The 17,570-nt window shown below is 40.6% G+C and carries 16 protein-coding genes; 13 read left to right on the top strand and 3 right to left on the bottom strand.

The window, feature by feature from the left end; genetic code table 11:
* Window positions 1–69: 69 nt before the first annotated feature.
* Window positions 70–510: a response regulator gene (locus CHB68_RS16225; protein WP_089262583.1), complete on the bottom strand. Its 441-nt coding sequence runs from the start codon at window positions 508–510 to the stop codon at window positions 70–72.
* 9 nt (window positions 511–519) lie between these two features.
* Window positions 520–1,080 carry a helix-turn-helix domain-containing protein gene (locus CHB68_RS16220; protein ID WP_089262581.1) on the bottom strand — a complete coding sequence of 187 codons (561 nt, stop codon included), beginning with the start codon at window positions 1,078–1,080 and terminating at the stop codon, window positions 520–522.
* Window positions 1,081–1,229: 149 nt separating this feature from the next.
* Between CHB68_RS16220 and CHB68_RS16215 the strand changes: the two genes are divergently transcribed.
* Complete coding sequence (locus CHB68_RS16215; protein WP_089262579.1) at window positions 1,230–2,447, top strand: GAF domain-containing sensor histidine kinase; 1,218 nt, start codon at window positions 1,230–1,232, stop codon at window positions 2,445–2,447.
* Between the two features lie 36 nt (window positions 2,448–2,483).
* Here the strand turns inward: CHB68_RS16215 and CHB68_RS16210 are convergent, their stop codons facing one another.
* Entirely contained in the window at window positions 2,484–4,151 is a 1,668-nt protein-coding gene (locus CHB68_RS16210) for a sensor histidine kinase (RefSeq protein ID WP_089262577.1), read from the bottom strand.
* A gap of 335 nt (window positions 4,152–4,486) precedes the next feature.
* Here CHB68_RS16210 and CHB68_RS16205 point away from each other — a divergent pair, with 335 nt between their 5' ends.
* The 12 genes from CHB68_RS16205 (at window position 4,487) to CHB68_RS16150 (ending at window position 17,353) form a co-directional block, all read left to right on the top strand.
* Entirely contained in the window at window positions 4,487–5,827 is a 1,341-nt protein-coding gene (locus tag CHB68_RS16205; protein WP_089262575.1) for an MBL fold metallo-hydrolase, read from the top strand.
* A 161-nt stretch (window positions 5,828–5,988) separates the two neighbouring features.
* Window positions 5,989–6,849 carry a sigma-70 family RNA polymerase sigma factor gene (locus tag CHB68_RS16200; protein WP_089262573.1) on the top strand — a complete coding sequence of 287 codons (861 nt, stop codon included), beginning with the start codon at window positions 5,989–5,991 and terminating at the stop codon, window positions 6,847–6,849.
* Window positions 6,850–6,980: 131 nt separating this feature from the next.
* Entirely contained in the window at window positions 6,981–7,172 is a 192-nt protein-coding gene (locus tag CHB68_RS16195) for a hypothetical protein (protein WP_143815227.1), read from the top strand.
* Between the two features lie 37 nt (window positions 7,173–7,209).
* Complete coding sequence (gene proC / locus CHB68_RS16190; RefSeq protein WP_089262569.1) at window positions 7,210–8,025, top strand: pyrroline-5-carboxylate reductase; 816 nt, start codon at window positions 7,210–7,212, stop codon at window positions 8,023–8,025.
* A complete protein-coding gene (gene proB, locus CHB68_RS16185; RefSeq protein WP_089262567.1) occupies window positions 8,018–8,806 on the top strand; it encodes a glutamate 5-kinase in 789 nt (262 codons plus the stop codon). Before proC ends, proB begins: the two co-directional genes overlap by 8 nt.
* Window positions 8,806–10,005: a glutamate-5-semialdehyde dehydrogenase gene (locus CHB68_RS16180; RefSeq protein ID WP_089262565.1), complete on the top strand. Its 1,200-nt coding sequence runs from the start codon at window positions 8,806–8,808 to the stop codon at window positions 10,003–10,005. The genes proB and CHB68_RS16180 overlap by 1 nt, the downstream gene beginning before the upstream one ends.
* A gap of 36 nt (window positions 10,006–10,041) precedes the next feature.
* Window positions 10,042–10,890, top strand: a complete 849-nt coding sequence (gene ablB / locus CHB68_RS16175) for a putative beta-lysine N-acetyltransferase (RefSeq protein ID WP_089262563.1) — start codon at window positions 10,042–10,044, stop codon at window positions 10,888–10,890.
* A 208-nt stretch (window positions 10,891–11,098) separates the two neighbouring features.
* A complete protein-coding gene (locus tag CHB68_RS16170) occupies window positions 11,099–11,797 on the top strand; it encodes an NUDIX hydrolase (protein ID WP_089262561.1) in 699 nt (232 codons plus the stop codon).
* A 66-nt stretch (window positions 11,798–11,863) separates the two neighbouring features.
* The gene (locus CHB68_RS16165; protein ID WP_394339892.1) at window positions 11,864–12,706 is read left to right on the top strand and encodes a sugar phosphate isomerase/epimerase family protein; all 843 of its coding nucleotides are present in this window, start codon (window positions 11,864–11,866) and stop codon (window positions 12,704–12,706) included.
* Between the two features lie 25 nt (window positions 12,707–12,731).
* Window positions 12,732–14,348 carry a carboxylesterase/lipase family protein gene (locus tag CHB68_RS16160; protein WP_089262557.1) on the top strand — a complete coding sequence of 539 codons (1,617 nt, stop codon included), beginning with the start codon at window positions 12,732–12,734 and terminating at the stop codon, window positions 14,346–14,348.
* A gap of 11 nt (window positions 14,349–14,359) precedes the next feature.
* Window positions 14,360–16,654: a glycoside hydrolase family 3 protein gene (locus CHB68_RS16155; protein ID WP_089262732.1), complete on the top strand. Its 2,295-nt coding sequence runs from the start codon at window positions 14,360–14,362 to the stop codon at window positions 16,652–16,654.
* A 186-nt stretch (window positions 16,655–16,840) separates the two neighbouring features.
* Window positions 16,841–17,353, top strand: coding sequence for a PepSY domain-containing protein (locus tag CHB68_RS16150; RefSeq protein ID WP_089262555.1), 513 nt, complete (start codon window positions 16,841–16,843; stop codon window positions 17,351–17,353).
* Window positions 17,354–17,570: the final 217 nt, after the last annotated feature.

The raw sequence follows: 17,570 nt of genomic DNA, 5'->3' as shown, positions 1-17,570 counted from the left end.
ACGACTAATGCTAAAACTAAAAAAGTTGTTTCTATGGAAACAACTTTCATTTATTCTTTAGGATAAAAATTAAACCTTCAATAAAAAGTTTTCTTTCTTAAAATCATTTAAGTGGTACGACCAATTCATCTTCACCACTTGCTTTAACGACTTTTTAAGTTCGTTGAAACTAGAAGGTTTTTTAATATAGATATTGGCCCCTTTCTCAAAAGTTTCCTCTATATCCCTTTCCGCAGAGCTCGTGGAATATATGGCTACCATAATATCCTTTAAATGGGGTGTACTGCGTATAGCCTCCAAGCATTCAAAACCGTTCATAATGGGCATATTCAAATCAAGAAATATCAGATCCGGTAAATTTTCCGTTTCCTTGTTTAAATATTCCATACAGCTTTTGCCGTTTTCAAGTAAATGCAATTGGGTATTTAATTCTATACCCTCTAGGGCATCGGCAAAAAACTGCCTATCATCCTCATCATCATCTACAAGAAGTATTCTTAATTTATTCATTTCGTTGTTTTAGGTATTGGCTGAAGAATTCTTCTCCTTTTTCTTTTTAAACTTTAAATACTGGGTAATGGTAAGCCCGGTCACTTTTTTAAATTGATTTGATAAATGTGGTACACTACTGAAGTTTAATTCATAGGCAATCTCACTCAATTTAGCATTCTCCAATAATACCATTTCCTTAACTTTCTCAATACGCACTAATATATAAAAATTCTCAATTGAAGTATACGTCTGACTAGAAAATTGATTGGATAGATAAGAATAGCTGAAACCTAACTGATCGGTTAACCGCTCAGACATTTTTATGTTCCTAGTATTCCCTTGCCGCACCATCTCCCTAACGCACAATTTTATGTCCTCTACCAAATCAAGATCATTTTTTGACCGCAATTCAATGGAAAAACGTTCTAGGCTTTCTTTAACCAGCGCTAGATTTTCCTTACTTATATTTTCGGTAATCTTAATTGTCCTACCCTCAATGATTTCATAATCAATCTGTTCTTTACCCATTATTTCCGCAATTAATGCTGAAACAATTTTATCCGGGTCAAATACAAGACTAAATTCCATTCATTATTAGTAAACTAATTCCACCTTAATTTAGCTAAATTATCTATTTTAACAGTAACAACATAACAATTTCAAGTTAAACATTATCATTAATGATGAAAGATGGCATTAATGGGAATTAGCCTTTTAAATTAATCTTATATTTGAGTATGCCCTTGAACGATTCCTATAAAAGAAATATAGAAGACATACAATCTATTGAAGTCCTCCCTACCATTCTTAATGTAATTAAGGAAACCACGCAAATGGGATTTATTGCGGTTGCCAGGGTAACCCAAGAAAAATGGTTGACCTGTAGCGCATTGGATGATGTCAATTTTGGATTGAAACCCGGTGATGAACTGGTAGTGGAGACAACCATTTGCCATGAAATAAGACAGGCCAATAAACTTGTTGTCATAGACCATGTGGAGACTGATCCTTATTTCCGCAACCACCCTACCCCGTTGCAATATGGTTTTCAAAGCTATATTTCCGTTCCCATAATCTTAAAAAATGGCGATTTTTTTGGCACCTTGTGCGCTATAGACCCTAAACCCAATAAATTGAACAATGATAAGGTCATTGGCATGTTTACGCTATATGCAGACCTTATTTCCTTTCATTTACAGGCCATAGAAAACTTACGGGCAATTCGCCAGAAAGTTAGACAACAAGATGTGCGTTTAGAAGCTTTTGAATTCATATCAAGTCATGACCTTCAAGAACCGCTACGTAAGATTCAGACATTTTCAACGATTATTCGTGAACGGGAAGCCAATAATCTTCCTCCAAACGTGGCCACTTATTTTAAGGGAATTGAACGCGAAGCCAATAAAATGCGTAAAATCCTTAAAGACCTTTTGGACTACTCCGAAACAGAGGAATTTGTTGATCGTTTTAAGACTACCCATTTAGAGAAAATAGTACAGCGGGCCATTACCCGTATTCAACAGGACCTTACCGCATGTGGGGGCACCATATCATTGACCAGTATGGAAGAGGTAAACGCCATACCCATACAATTGGAACAATTGTTTTACGGCCTATTGGCCAACTCAATTGCGTATAGATGTCCCAATAGGCCCTTAACCATTTCCATTGCATGTACTTCGGGCAAAGGTGGCGTATTTAATGTAGAGGGACTCAATAACCAAACTACATATTGTATGGTTACCGTAAAGGATAATGGCATTGGTTTTCAACAAAAATATGCCGAACGTATCTTTGGAATGTTCAAACGGTTAAATGCTGATAACAATGACAAATCTACAGGTATTGGCCTTGCCATTGCAAAAAGGATCGTAGAAAACCATCATGGGCGCATTTTTGCGTATGGGGAGCCTGACAAAGGTGCAACATTCAAAATATTCTTGCCCCAGGCCTAATCAATTGCAATTTACCAAAACGTATTTTTTAAGTTTTTATCCTTTATGGATTTCCGGTATAAAAATTTGAAATACGGATCCAACATTGGGCTCTCCAGATGCACTGATATACCCATTGTGGTTTTGCACTATTTTTTTAACGATAGCCAACCCTACCCCGGTACCTACATATTCTTGTTTTCCGTGCAAGCGTTGAAATACTTCAAATATCTTATCGGAAAATTGATTCTCAAACCCAATACCGTTATCGGTAATGGTTATTTTGGCATATTGGGTATTCCGTTTCAATACTAGGCCTGAAATTGTCAGCTCATTGACAATTTCGCCCTTTATGGTAATTATTGGCGCAACATCTTGTTTTGAGTATTTTAAGGAATTGGAAACAAGGTTGTACATCAACTGCCTAAATTGAAATGGCACTACCTCCAGGGAACAACTTTCCTCTACGATTACCTGTCCGTTCTTTTTCTTGAATTCTTCCGCTAAATCATTTTTAACCTCATCAATAATATGTTGCAATTCAATTTTCTTGAATATCCTTTTTTCGGTATCGGCTCGGGAATAGGCCAAAAGATCATTGATCAACGATTGCATTCTATTGGCTGCAGATTGTATCTTTTCAAACTTGTCCTTCCCTTTTTTAGAAAGGTTATCAATTTCCTTATCCAACAACACCTCTGCGAACATTTGTATTTTTCTAAGCGGCTCCTGTAGGTCATGACTGGAGATATAGGCAAAGGACTGCAGTTCCTTATTCATTTTTTCCAATTGAATATTACTGTCCTCAAGCTCCCTGGTACGTACCTCCACTTCGCTCTTCAGGTTATTGGCAAAAGACTTTTGCTGCTCTATATTCATAGCGGTGCCAATAAAACCCTTTAGTTGTTTGTCCTCATACCTGGGCACGGCCAACACCTTGAACCATTCAAATTGATCGGTACTTGCATTTTTGACCCTATATTCCAAAGCAAAATTTTCCTGTTTACGAACAGCTTCCCCAAAGCCATCATATACCAACTGAATATCATCTGGGTGTACCATTTTCTCCCAAGTCTGCCCCGTAAAGTCAGAAGATTTTTCTAATCCTATATATTTTAAAAGTTCTTTATTGGCATATTCCACATTGACTTGCGCATCGGTTATCCAAATCCAAATAGGGGATAAATCCGCAATTTCACGAAATCGCCGTTCACTTTCCCGTAATTTGTTGGCGGCTTTAACCGCTTCCGTAGTATCCGTACACACGGTAAGCACACCGGCTATATTACCGGATTCGTCCTTTACGGGACTATAACTGAATGTCCAATACACATCTTCTATACGTCCATTTCTAAAAATTGGAATAAGTTGATTTTCCCTCCAAATAGATTCCCCCTTTTCTGTGACCGAATGAAGTAATGGTGCAATATCTTCCCAAATTTCCGGCCAAGCTTCCTTTCCGCTCATTCCTAAAATAGATGGATGTTTTCCATTTATTCCCAAACTTGGCCTATACGCATCATTATAAAAACATTTTAATTTTTTACCCCAGAACAAAAACATGGGAAAAGGAGAATTCAACATAATGCTAATGGTCGTCCTTAAGGTCTGGGGCCATGTTTCGGGATATCCAATGGGTGTTTTTGACCAGTCCCTATTGCGCATTAATTGGCTCATTTCACCACCATCCTCCAAAAAATAAAAATCCTTATTCGTGTCCGCCATTAAGTTTTAATTTTTAATCTGGAATTAGGTTCCCCGTTAAAATCAAATTTAAAATTAAATCAATTGGAGTACATACGCCTACTTTATTCTAAAAATAAATTCGATAGCGTTAAAAATTTAAGCAATTGTTTTAGAGCTTGTAGAAGAGAAAACCTTTACTAATAACATCCATAATTAAATGGGTTAACAAGAGGAAAAATATATAGCTACATGCATTGAACCAACCAACATCACAACTGTTAACAATTTTAAAAACAAGCAGTTGCGTAACTTTGGTTACCATGAAGAACATATTAAAAAGATAAATTTAGCATTTTTCTAATAACAAAACGATCATGATTATAAAACAATTTCAGGACAAACCTTTGGCTCATTATTCATATGCTATTTTAAGCAATAAAAGTATTGCCCTTATAGATCCAAGCAGGGACCCAAAACCCTATTATGACTTTGCCGATGAGCACAACGCACATATTGTCGCCATATTTGAAACACACCCCCATGCAGACTTTGTAAGTGGACATTTACAAGTGCACAAAGAAACTAAAGCCACCATATATTGTAGTAAATTAATAGGGGCGGATTATCCCCATAAAAGCTTTGATGAAGGTGATGTTCTAACAATGGACGAAGTAAGGTTTTCCGCTTTGCATACACCAGGGCACTCTCCGGACAGTATATCCATAGTAGCCCAAAAAGAAAATGATGCCCCTGTATTGTTTACTGGAGACACCTTATTCGTGGGCGATGTGGGTAGACCGGACCTTAGGGAAAAAGCAGGGAATAAAAAAGCGAAACGTCAAGAGCTGGCCAAGGCAATGTTCAACACCATAAAAACAAAATTTAATCACCTTCCTGATGAAACCCTAATCTATCCCGCCCATGGTGCCGGATCACTTTGCGGTAAGAATATGGGTTCAGAATCATCAAGTACCCTAGGGAAGGAACGGGAACAGAATTGGGCATTTAAAGATTTATCGGAACAGGAGTTTATAGACCATCTATTGGACGAACAACCCTTTATACCGTCTTATTTTGGGTTTGATGTTGACCTCAACAAAAAAGGTGCGGAAAATATGGAGAAAAGTATTTTTGACATTCCTTTTTCCATGAACGTTGATTGCAGTGGCAATACACAATTAATTGTAGACACTAGGGATGAGACGGATTTTAAGAACAATCATTTGCCAAATTCCATAAATATAATGGCGCGTAATGAGGATGATAAGATAGAAACCTGGCTAGGAGCCCTTGTAAAACCTAACGAGAAATTTCATCTTATTATAGAAAAAGCCAATCAAAGAAAGCATATGTTATCACGTATTGCCAAAATTGGGTACGAAAGCCAAATGCTTAGCATAATGACTTTGGGTGATGCCGTTAGGGAAAAATCTAAACGGTTTAATTTTGAGGAATTCAGAAAGAATACGCATAAATACACTATCGTAGATATCCGTAATAAAAGTGAATTCAACCAAGAACAATATTTTGATAATGCCATCAACATACCCCTTAACGACTTGCGGGACACTATAGATGAAATTCCTACGGACAAACCCATTGTGGTGCACTGCGCAGGAGGTTACAGAAGTGCCGCAGGCTTTAGTATTTTAGCCAAAAACGTAACCCAAACCAACGTTTTTGACCTAAGCGACAATGTAAATGAATTTAAATAGCCTTTAAAAACATAAAATTTCAAAAAAGCTTTAATTTTGACCAAAAACAATTAAAATTATACAAAAAAGCATTAAAAAGAGTCAAAAAACTCATAAAAAGCGTCAATTTCTTGGATTTTAACTTAATTATACTATGTTATACATTAATTCAAAAGCACGCTATGCGACAATTAAAAATCACGAAACAAATAACTAACCGCGATGCCAAATCTTTGGAAAAATATTTTCAGGAGATCAGCAAAATAGATTTAATCACCGCAAATGAAGAAGTGGAACTGGCTAGAAAAATTCGTGAAGGAGATCAAAAAGCGCTGGATAAATTGGTCAACGCCAATTTAAGGTTCGTGGTTTCTGCCGCCAAGCAATACCAAAACCGGGGATTACGACTTACCGACCTCATCAACGAGGGCAACCTAGGATTGGTAAAAGCGGCCAAACGCTTTGACGAGACCAGGGGATTTAAATTTATATCCTATGCCGTTTGGTGGATCAGACAATCCATTTTACAAGCACTTTCCAAAAAATCGAGGGTTATACGTTTGCCCCAGAACAAGATTGCCACCAATTCCAAAATTTATCAGGTTTATTCTACCTTGGAACAGACTTTTCAAAGACCACCTAGCCCCGGCGAAATTGCATCTGAACTTGATATTGATGTTTCCAAAGTTAAAAGTTCCATTAATTCTTCGGTAAAACACGTTTCCTTGGATGCGCCCTTTAGGGAAGGAGAAACCGCCAGTTTATACAATGTCATTGAATCCAATGACATGGACACTCCTGATAAAGCGGTTATTCACGAATCATTGGAAACCGATATTGACGAAGTCCTGAACAAAATTCCAGAACGCCAGCGCGATGTCATCAAACTTTATTTTGGACTTGAGGGACAACCTCCCATGAGCCTAATTGAAATTGGCGAAATTTTCGATGTCACACGTGAGCGTGTCAGACAAATAAAGGACAAAGGTCTACGGGCACTAAGACGTAAAACCGATACCGAAGTTCTAAGGGCGTACCTGTAATTAGACCGTAATGTGGTTCTACAATTGCCGCAAAGCAGCTTTACCCAATTTTTAATCATTATAACACAAGCTTAACATGCCATATTTGGTCATGGATGGGCTTATGTTATGTTACAACAAGAAATGAAAACATGAAACTTATTTATATAAAAAGAGAGAGTATTATCAAGGAACTGTATAGAACAAAGACCGGCAGAAAAAATTCTAAGGTCACTTCTATTACAAGATATTTCTTAGGAATACCTATTAAAAAAATCCATAGCTATCAACAAATCTATCATAAGCGCAAGAACAACGCAATAGAGAAAATGCTATTCATTTAATCGGAAATAAATTTTATCCATATAATCATTAGAATTCATGAAAATACTAGTAATAGGAGCTGGAAACATGGGGTTGACGTATGCGGAAGGCATGTCTAAATCAAAATTACTTAAGAAAAGAAATATCATGGTGCTAGACACCTCTGAGGAAAAACTGGAGGAATTAAGGAATAATCCACAGTTTGATGCCTTTGACGATCTAAAGAAATGTGCCCCACAGGCAGATATCATCTTTATTGCAGTAAAACCGTACCATGCAGAAAGTGTATTCCTAAAATTGAACCCATTGGTAAAACCTGGCCAAATACTCATTTCCATTATGGCCGGTGTCACCATAGATACCATTAAACATCTTACGGGACTTACCAAGATTGTAAGGGCAATGCCCAATTTACCTGCACAGATAGGTAGGGGACTTACTTCTTTTGTGGCCTCTGAAGATGTGTCCAGAATAGAACTGTTGACCATTGAAAGCCTTTTGGATACCACGGGCAAATCTGTTTTGGTAAGCGATGAAAATTTTATCGATGCCTCTACCGGAATTTCCGGAAGCGGACCGGCATATGTATTTTACTTTATGCAAAGTATGATGGAGGCCGCCCTAAAAATGGGATTTACCCCAAACGTCTCCAAAATTTTGGTGGCACAGACCTTTACAGGGGCCATTGAGCTTTTCAATCAAAATGAGCTATCCCCAAATTCTTGGATGGACAAGGTGGCCAGTAAGGGTGGTACTACCCGTGCGGCACTGGATTCAATGGAAAACAACAATGTAGGTGAATTAATAAAGGATGCGGCTTTCGCAGCTTTTGAGCGTGCCGTGGAACTAGGAAAAGAAAAAGTACATGTATAAACAAAAGATAGTTATAAAGGTAGGTACCAATGTAATGACCAATAAGGATAACCGTATCGTTAGACCGGTTCTGCGCAATTTGGTACAACAGATTGCAGAATTGTATGAACAGGATATTATTACCGTACTTGTATCATCTGGTTCTGTTATTGCCGGTAAGGAGGTTTTAGGCACAAGTAGTATAGAACATGACACCAAGCGTAGACAGGTGTATTCCGCTATTGGACAACCCCGCATGATGCGCCATTACTATAACATTTTTAACGATTATGGTATGAAATGCGCACAGGTATTGCCCACAAAACGGGATTTTACTCCTGGGGTACACCGGCAGAACATGATCAATTGTGTAGAGGGGCTACTATCGGAAGGGGTTATACCCATTGCCAATGAGGACGATGCGGTTTCGGTAACCATGAGTATGTTTTCGGATAATGATGAGCTGGCAAGTTTAATTGCACAGTTGATAGATGCGGACAAACTTATTATCCTTACCGATATTGACGGTTTATATACCGGTCACCCCAATGCGGACAATAGTGACCTTGTTCAGCATGTCAACCCAGAGGACAATCTGGATGATTTTATAAAGGACAGTAACAAAAAGGCGGGCGAAGGCCGTGGCGGTATGGGTTCCAAGCTGGACTATGCCCAACAGGCCGCTGCCAACAATATTCCTACGTTTATAGCCAATGGCAAAAAAACCCGTACCATAATAGATATTATAGAAGGAAAAAATGTGGGTACCAAAGTTACCCTCGAAGAAAAAATAGAAGCATAATGAAATTATTATCCACAACAATAAAAAACAATGTTTTACAAAGTATGGAGCGTCTTTTGGACGAAAACAGGATGGCCATTTTAAAGGCGAACAAACAGGACTTGGATCAATTTGATCTTGAGGATCAGGCCATGTATGATAGACTGATCGTTACCAATGCCAAAATAGATGCCATGATCACGTCCATTAAGGAGGTCAGGTCCCAGGAAGATCCTGTTGGACAGACAATTTCTTCCCAAAAATTGGAAAACGGATTGGATATCACGAACAAGACCGCACCGTTTGGCACAATTATGATTATCTACGAGTCCAGGCCAGATGTTACCATAGAGGCAGCGGTATTGGCATTCAAGGCCAATAATAAAATTTATCTAAAAGGTGGTAAGGAAGCCCTACATAGCAACAAGGCACTTACCAACCTATGGCACCGAGCATTGGAGGAAAACAACTTGTCTACCAACTATATTCAGCAATTGGTCCTCAATAGGCAGGAAACCCAACAATTTTTAATGAACCCTCCAGAGAAATTGGATTTAATCGTTCCCAGGGGAGGAGAAAGACTTATTGCGTTTGTAAAGCAACATGCCAATTGTGCCGTACTGGTCAGTGGTCGTGGAAACAACTTTCTTTTTATAGACGAAGATGCCAATTGGGAGCAAAGCGTTCAAGTGATCCTAAATGCAAAGACCGCAAAAATATCGGCGTGTAATGCCTTGGACAAAATATTGATAAGTTCCAATATTGAGGATTATGCCCATAAATTAAAGGACCTCTATAAACTGCTCTCCGCAAACGGTGTGGAAACCTTGGTAGATTCCAAAGTGAATGAATTCCTTACGGAGGCAGACCCTATTGAAGACCCAAAGATTTGGAAAGAGGAATTTTTGGCCATGAAATGCTGTTTGGGCGCCGTGGATTCCCTAAATGGGGCCATTGAAAAAATCAACCATAATTCCGGTGGACATTCTGCAACCATCATGACTAAAAACAAGGAAAATGCATTGCAATTTATGGAGGAGGTAGATTGCGCGGCCGTATACCAAAATGCCTCTACCCGTTTTACCGATGGGGGACAAATGGGCGTTGGCGCGGAGTTGGCGATCAGTACGGACAAATTGCATCACCGGGGGCCCCTGGGCTTGAAACAATTGGTCACCAACAAATACTACATATTTGGCGATGGCCAGATCAGGGCATAACGAATTCACTCTCTCAAAGACTAAAAATCTATATTCATGTTCGAGAAAATTGAAAACATAGAAGGTGCCTTGGTATACCATGGCAATATGCATAACCGTATCTATTTTACCGATGCGGATAATACGGACCTAAATACTTTTGTTCCAAAGATCAAGGCTCTTGCCAAGCAAAGAAATTATGAAAAAATCCTGGGGCGGGCACCAGAAAGCGCAAGAGGTGTGCTGCAATCCAACGGTTTTACAGTAGAAGCAAAGATTCCCGGTTTGTACAACGGTAGTATTGACGGCTATTTTTTGGCGGATTATGTGAAGAAGGAACGGCACATTAATGATGAAAAAAGCCGTAAGACCATAGATTCGGTTAAAACGATCGCCTTTGCGGCGAGCAAACCGCAGACAGACCCGCATTTTTCCATTCCATCCAAAACCACCATTAGAGAATTGGATGCCAAGGATTTTCCCTTATTGGAAGAATTGCATAGAAAAGCGTACAAATACCACCCCGACCAGATAAAGGATGTGGAGTATTTTCTAACGCTGCAAAAACTTAACCATAGCTTTTACGGATTGTTTGAAAATAATGAGCTTTTGGTATCCGCAATCTTGGATATCCATGTACATGAATCCAATATGGAAATCGTGGATTTTGTGACCCACCCGGACTATAGGGGGCAAAACCTTTCGTACTTTTTGGTTCAGGATATCAAAAAGCAAATGAAATCCACCGGGTGCAAAACCGTTTATGCCATGGTAAGGGCTACTTCCTATGGGTTGAACATCACCTTTAGTAAACACGGATTTACTTTTGCCGGTACCCTGACCAATAATTGTATGGTGCGCAATACCATGGAAAGCATGAACGTATGGTATTATAAAAACGAGTAACATCAACATTTTACCCATGTATTAATAGGGTATGTAATGGCTGGTATTTATTATGCCGCTTCCCCCGATCAAGTACTGATTTTGAATGAAAATTAATTCAAAATCAGTACTTTTTTATTATTGTCTCACTTTATGACAATAATCCTTTGTTTACATTGAATTTTATGCTTTATTTGAAAAATGCATTTAAATTTTATGAAATCAATCAATGAAAGGTTTAGAAAATAAGAATTTCATACCCAATCTTTCTTTTGACTGTGTAATATTTGGGTTCAACGGTAAATTGTTGAAGATTCTTGTACTGGAATATCATAACACGGGATTTTTTGCACTTCCGGGAGGTTTTATAGAGGTTGACCAAAGTATAGATGAGGCCGCAAAAAAAGGAGTCAAAGATCGTACGGGACTGGACAATGTATTTTTGGAGCAATTTCATGTATTTGGGGAAGTTGACCGTGCCGATCCTGAACATATGCGCCAGATATTGATCGCCAACAATGACCTCACAGAGGAGAATGAATGGATGTTGGATCGTTTCAACACGGTAGGGTATTACGCCCTGATCAATTATGAGGAGGTAACCCCTACCCCAGACCAATTTTCGGACAGTATAGGTTGGTATGCCATTGACGAACTTCCGGATCTTATGATGGACCATAACCAAATTGTGGAAAAAGCGTTGATCGTACTCCGCAACAATCTCAGTGAAAAACTGATCGGAATGAACTTGTTACCGCCAAAATTTACCATGAAACAGTTACAATCCGTGTTTGAGGCCATATTGGACCAAAAACTAAGAAGAACAACTTTTCAGCGTAAAATGCTCTCTTTGGATATTCTTGAACGACACGAAAAACTTTTTCAAGGTAAGGCCCACAAAGCCCCCTATCTCTATAGCTTTAAATAAAACGAAAACTTTATACTTAAAACAACACTTATGAAAACATCTATCTTAAACAACTTTTTTAAAGGTATGGCACTGGTCCTATTCATGTGCGGTACCTTAACGACCTATGCACAGAAAAAATTTGGCGGCCTTGCCCTTTACACCGTTAGGGATGATATGGGTACGAATGCCAAAGCTACCCTACAGGCCGTAGCGGATGCAGGCTATAAAAATATTGAAGCCGCGGGCTATGAAGACGGAAAATATTACGGTATGACTCCGGCAGATTTTAAGGACTTGCTTAAATCGCTCAAGTTAAAACCGATCAGTACGCACCAAAGCTCCGTTACCCTAGACAATGCAGACCAGATGATGGCAGATGCCAAGGCTGCCGGTTTCAAATATTTTGTCGTGCCTATTCCACCAATGGGAATGTTTACGTTCAACCAGGAAAACAGGACAATGGGTATGACCGGTACGGTTCAGGACCTGGCTCAAATTCTAACTACACTAGGTGAAAAAGCCAACAAGGCCGGTTTAAAATTATTGTACCATAACCATGATTTTGAATTCAAGAAAAATGCCGAGGGTATAGTACCTATAGATTATCTATTGGAAAATGTAGACCCTAAACTATTGAACTTTCAGATGGACCTGTACTGGGTTACCAAAGCAGGTGCCAATCCTATTGCCTATTTCCACCAATATCCCGGTAGGTTTAAAATCTGGCATGTAAAGGATATGGACGAGCAGGGCAGATTTGCTCCGGTAGGCAAAGGTAACATAGGGTTTAAGAATATTTTGGACAACAAGGAACTTTCCGGAATGAAATACTATATGGTAGAACAGGATATGACCTTTGACGGATTAAAACCTTTGGATGCCATAAAAATTAGTCATGATGGTCTAGAGGAGATCGGATTTAAATAAACGAAACACCTAATCGCTATACATCATGAAAATTCCATTTTATCACCTTTTAACGCTTGCCCTATGTATGATGACGGGCATAGCATCGGCACAAGATATCGTAATTACCGGTTCCAAGGTTCCGGTAATTGAAACCGAAAACGGACCCGTACGTGGGTACATTCACGACAATGTACATACGTTTAAAGGTATCCCTTACGCACAAGCCAACCGCTTTGAGGCGGCAACAAACCCTACAAAGTGGGATGCCGTAAGGAGTACCACCATGTACGGACCAGTTTCTCCATTAATAAACCCAACAACAACAATCCAAGATGAATCGGAATTTGTATTCGATCATGACTGGGGGTTTCCAAATGAAGATTGTTTGAGTTTGAACGTTTGGTCTCCAAACGTATCGGACGGTAAAACAAGACCGGTTCTGTTCTGGATCCATGGGGGTGGCTTTACCACTGGATCCAGCCATGAACTACCTTCCTATGATGGTGAAAATTTGGCCAAAAATGGGGATGTGGTGGTCGTATCCATCAACCATCGTTTAAACGTTCTTGGGTTTTTGGACCTATCGGCCTACGGGGATAAATACGCACAGTCTGCCAATAATAGCATCATGGATATGGTCAAGGCATTGGAATGGGTCAAGAACAATATTGCCAATTTTGGCGGTGACCCCAACAATGTTACCATTTTTGGGCAATCTGGCGGCGGTGCAAAAGTGAGTACGCTCATGGCCATGCCCAAGGCCAAAGGTCTTTTCCATAAGGCCATTAACCAGAGTGGTTCGTTCAGGACCGCAATGCTGGAAAAAGAGGATACGCAGGCCATTGCAAAGGAAACCTTGACCATTTTAGGGCTCAATGCCAATACGGTGGACAGTATTCAACATATCCCGTTTGAGACCTTGGCCAGCACCAGTAGCCAGGCCTTAAAAATTGTTGCAGAACAAATGAGGGCCGCCGGGAAACCGGTAATCGGTTTTGGTCTTAATTGGGGACCAAGCAAAGATGGCAATGTACTGCCCTATCAATTGGGTACCAAGGAAGCCTTGGCCGTCTCCAGGGATATTCCGTTCATGATCGGTACCGCAAAAAATGAGTTTGCCCCGTTCGCAAACATGCGTTTTGTAGGTGCATCGGAAGAAACCATAATGGCACATATCAAGGAAACCTATAAGGACAAGGCAGATGCCTATATCGGTGCCGTTAAAAAGGCCTATCCAAAAGATACCGACCCTAAGGACCTATTGGATGTGGATACCATGTTCAGGCCCGGTGCAGTTATGGAGGCCAACGACAAATCCTCACTTAACGGTGCCCCGGTGTATATGTATCTATTTACTTGGCAGTCTCCTGTATTTGACGGTAAATATAAGGCGCTGCACTGCATGGAACTTCCCTTTGTGTTTGACAATATTGACCTTGCCAACCATATGACCGGTGGCGGTGAGGAAGCCCATAAACTAGCCAAAAAAATGAGCAAGGCATGGATTAATTTTGCCAGGACGGGCAATCCCAACCATGATGGGTTACCGGAATGGCCCGCCTACAACAGCAAGAATACGGCCACCATGCATTTTAACACTACCTGTGAAGTGAAACCACAGTTAGATAAAGAACTTTTTGAAATTGTAAGAAATAAATAATGTACCGGAATATGAAAATTAAGAACCATTTAAATGTCTTGACCGCCCTGGTTACAGGTGTAATCCTGACCGGATGTGGCGAAAAATATACCACTGAGGTCAAAGAGGAAATTACTTTTGTCCATAATGAGGAGGGTGCCACGTTAGGATACTCCAATACCTCTGGGGTAACGCTATTGACCTTAGACAGGTATGCCTTTAAAGATTTGAACAAAAATGGAACCTTGGACGAGTATGAGGACTGGCGTTTGCCGGTAGCGCAGCGTGCCAAGGACCTGGCAAAAAAAATGAGCTTAGAGGATATTGCAGGTCTAATGCTGTACAGCTCACACCAATCTCTTCCCGGTAGTAGCCGTGGATTTGGTTCTTCTACTTATGAGGGTAAACCATTTCCAGAAAGTGGTGCCAAAGCCAGTGACCTTTCCGATGAACAAAAGAAATTTTTGACGGATGACCACTTACGTCATGTGCTGATCACCTCGGTAGAGAGTCCCGCCGTGGCCGCACAATGGAACAATAACGCACAAGCCTTTGCGGAGGGCCTATATTTGGGCATTCCTGTAAACACCAGTTCAGACCCAAGGCATGGGAGCGATTCCTATGCGGAATTCAATGCCGGTGCGGGTGGTGATATATCTATGTGGCCCGGTACTTTAGGCATTGCGGCTTCTTTTGATCCCGCCTTGATGAAACAATTTGGCGATATAGCCTCAACCGAATATAGGGCCCTTGGTATCGCCACGGCCTTATCGCCCCAAATAGACCTGGCCACAGAACCACGCTGGAGCCGTTTTGACGGCACCATGGGTGAGGACCCTGATCTGGCTACGGACCTGGCACGTGCCTATGTAGATGGTTTTCAGTCTACAGATGGTGGCGATTGGGGCATGGAGAGCGTCAATGCTATGGTAAAGCACTGGCCCGGTGGCGGACCCGAAGAAGGCGGCCGTGACGGACATTTTGGCTATGGCGCATACGCCGTTTACCCTGGTAAAAATATTTCAGATCACATGAAACCATTTACAGAAGGTGCCTTTAAACTAGATGGCCCTACTAAAATGGCGGCTGCCGTTATGCCCTACTATACCATTTCTGATGGCGAAGGAGAAAAAGTTGCCAATGGATACAATACCTATTTAATAACCGATATACTAAGAGGCAAATATGGCTATGAAGGGGTATTATGTACCGATTGGGGCATTACAAGAGACATGACTTCGGTATCTAAATTTGAAGGTAAACCTTTTGGTGTAGAAAATTTGACCGTTGCTGAACGCCATTACAAGGCTATCGCAGCAGGAATGGATCAGTTTGGAGGCAATAATGATATGGGACCTGTTTTGGAGGCTTATAAATTAGGGGTTGCTGAACTAGGCGAAACGGCAATGCGTGCCCGTTTTGAAGAGTCTGCAGTTCGTTTATTGACCAATATATTTAGGGTGGGACTTTTTGAAAATCCGTATTTAGATGTAGCGGAAACAACTGCAATTGTTGGGAATAGCGAATATATGAAAGCGGGTTATGATGCACAATTAAAGTCCATCGTCATGCTCAAAAACCACAACAAGACATTACCGCTAAAGGAAAAAATGAAGGTATACGTACCTCAACGTTATGTGGCACCCACTACCAACTGGTGGGGGATCACCACAGAACCAAAAACGGTAGATGCCTTTAACATGGAGGTTGTCGCCAAATTTTTTGAAGTGGTAAGCACCCCGGAGGAAGCGGATTTTGCCTTGGTGGGCATTCATAGTCCGGATGGTGGTGTAGGGTATGATAGCGCCGACTTGGAAAAAGGAGGAAATGGCTATGTACCGATCAATTTACAATATGGCGATTATACCGCAGATACCGCACGGGAGGTCAGTTTGGCCGGGGGTAGTCCGCTGGAGGATTTTACCAACCGTACGTACAAAGGAAAATCGGTCTCCACGATCAATACCACGGATATGGATTTGGTGAACGATACCAAGAAAAAAATGGGCGACAAGCCGGTCATTGTCTCCGTAAAAGTGGCCAAACCTATGGTTTTCGCCGAAATAGAACCCAGTGCCGCTTCCATTTTGGTACATATGGGCGTTCAGGACCAGGCGTTAATGGAAATTCTTACGGGTGCGGCGGAACCTTCTGCCCTTCTCCCCTTTCAGATGCCGGCGGATATGTTGACCGTAGAGGCACAATTGGAAGATGTACCCAGGGATATGAAACCTTATACCGATGCTGATGGAAATTCATATGATTTTGCATACGGACTAAATTGGAACGGGGTCATTGATGATGCCCGTGTAAAAAAATACAGGTAACTACTCAACTAGTGACCCAAAGCCTCGGTAGGATTATTTTACCGGGGCTTTTTTATGCCACCGGTATTATCATAAAAAAAATAAACATCGCCATTAAACCTTTGGCCCATATATGCATCTAAACCCGTGTCAATATCCATGTGAAGGTATTGGCCCAAAACATCACAACCTTATAATTTTTTTACAATGAGAATGACCACCGGATTACGCATGAGAATTATCCACCGCTATCTAGGCTTTTTTTTGGCAGGCATTATGGCCATGTATGCCATTAGCGGAATCATTATGATCTTTAGGACGACCGATTTTTTAAAGAGCGAAAAAATAACCACACAACAATTAAAGCCCAATATGTCCGCAGAAGAGCTTAGCGGAGCACTACGGATAAAAGGCGGGGTAAAACCGGAAAGGACCTTAGGGGACGTTGTCTATTTTAAACAAGGAGAATACAATACCGAAACAGGGCTGGCCACCGTCAAAAAAATGGAACTGCCCTTTATCCTAGATAAAATGGAACATCTGCATAAGGCTACGACCAATAGTCCGGTCTACTTTCTGAACATCTTTTTTGGCCTGTCATTACTCTTCTTCGTAATATCCTCTTTTTGGATGTTCATGCCAAAAACAACGGTCTTTAAAAAAGGGCTCTATTTCACTTTGGGCGGCATGGTCCTGACCATTCTATTGCTCTTTGTGTAAGTAAACCTAATAGTTCTATAAAGCATCGACCTTCATGGCATAAAAATTCATGAAGGTTTTTTTGTTGCATCCTGTCACTTTAATACCGTGATCTTAGTATCTTGTAGTGTAATAGCCAACATTCATTCCCTCAGTTGCTTTTATGGACCATTTCGCATACAGAACACGCGACCGGAAATCCCACATAAAAAAAATAACTAATCGCCTCTGGCATCCT

The sequence above is a fragment of the Maribacter sedimenticola genome, from assembly GCF_900188415.1.
Classification (GTDB): Bacteria; Bacteroidota; Bacteroidia; order Flavobacteriales; family Flavobacteriaceae; genus Maribacter; species Maribacter sedimenticola.
Note: the sequence above shows the minus strand (reverse complement) of the source record. Positions and strands in the feature narration are given on the sequence as shown.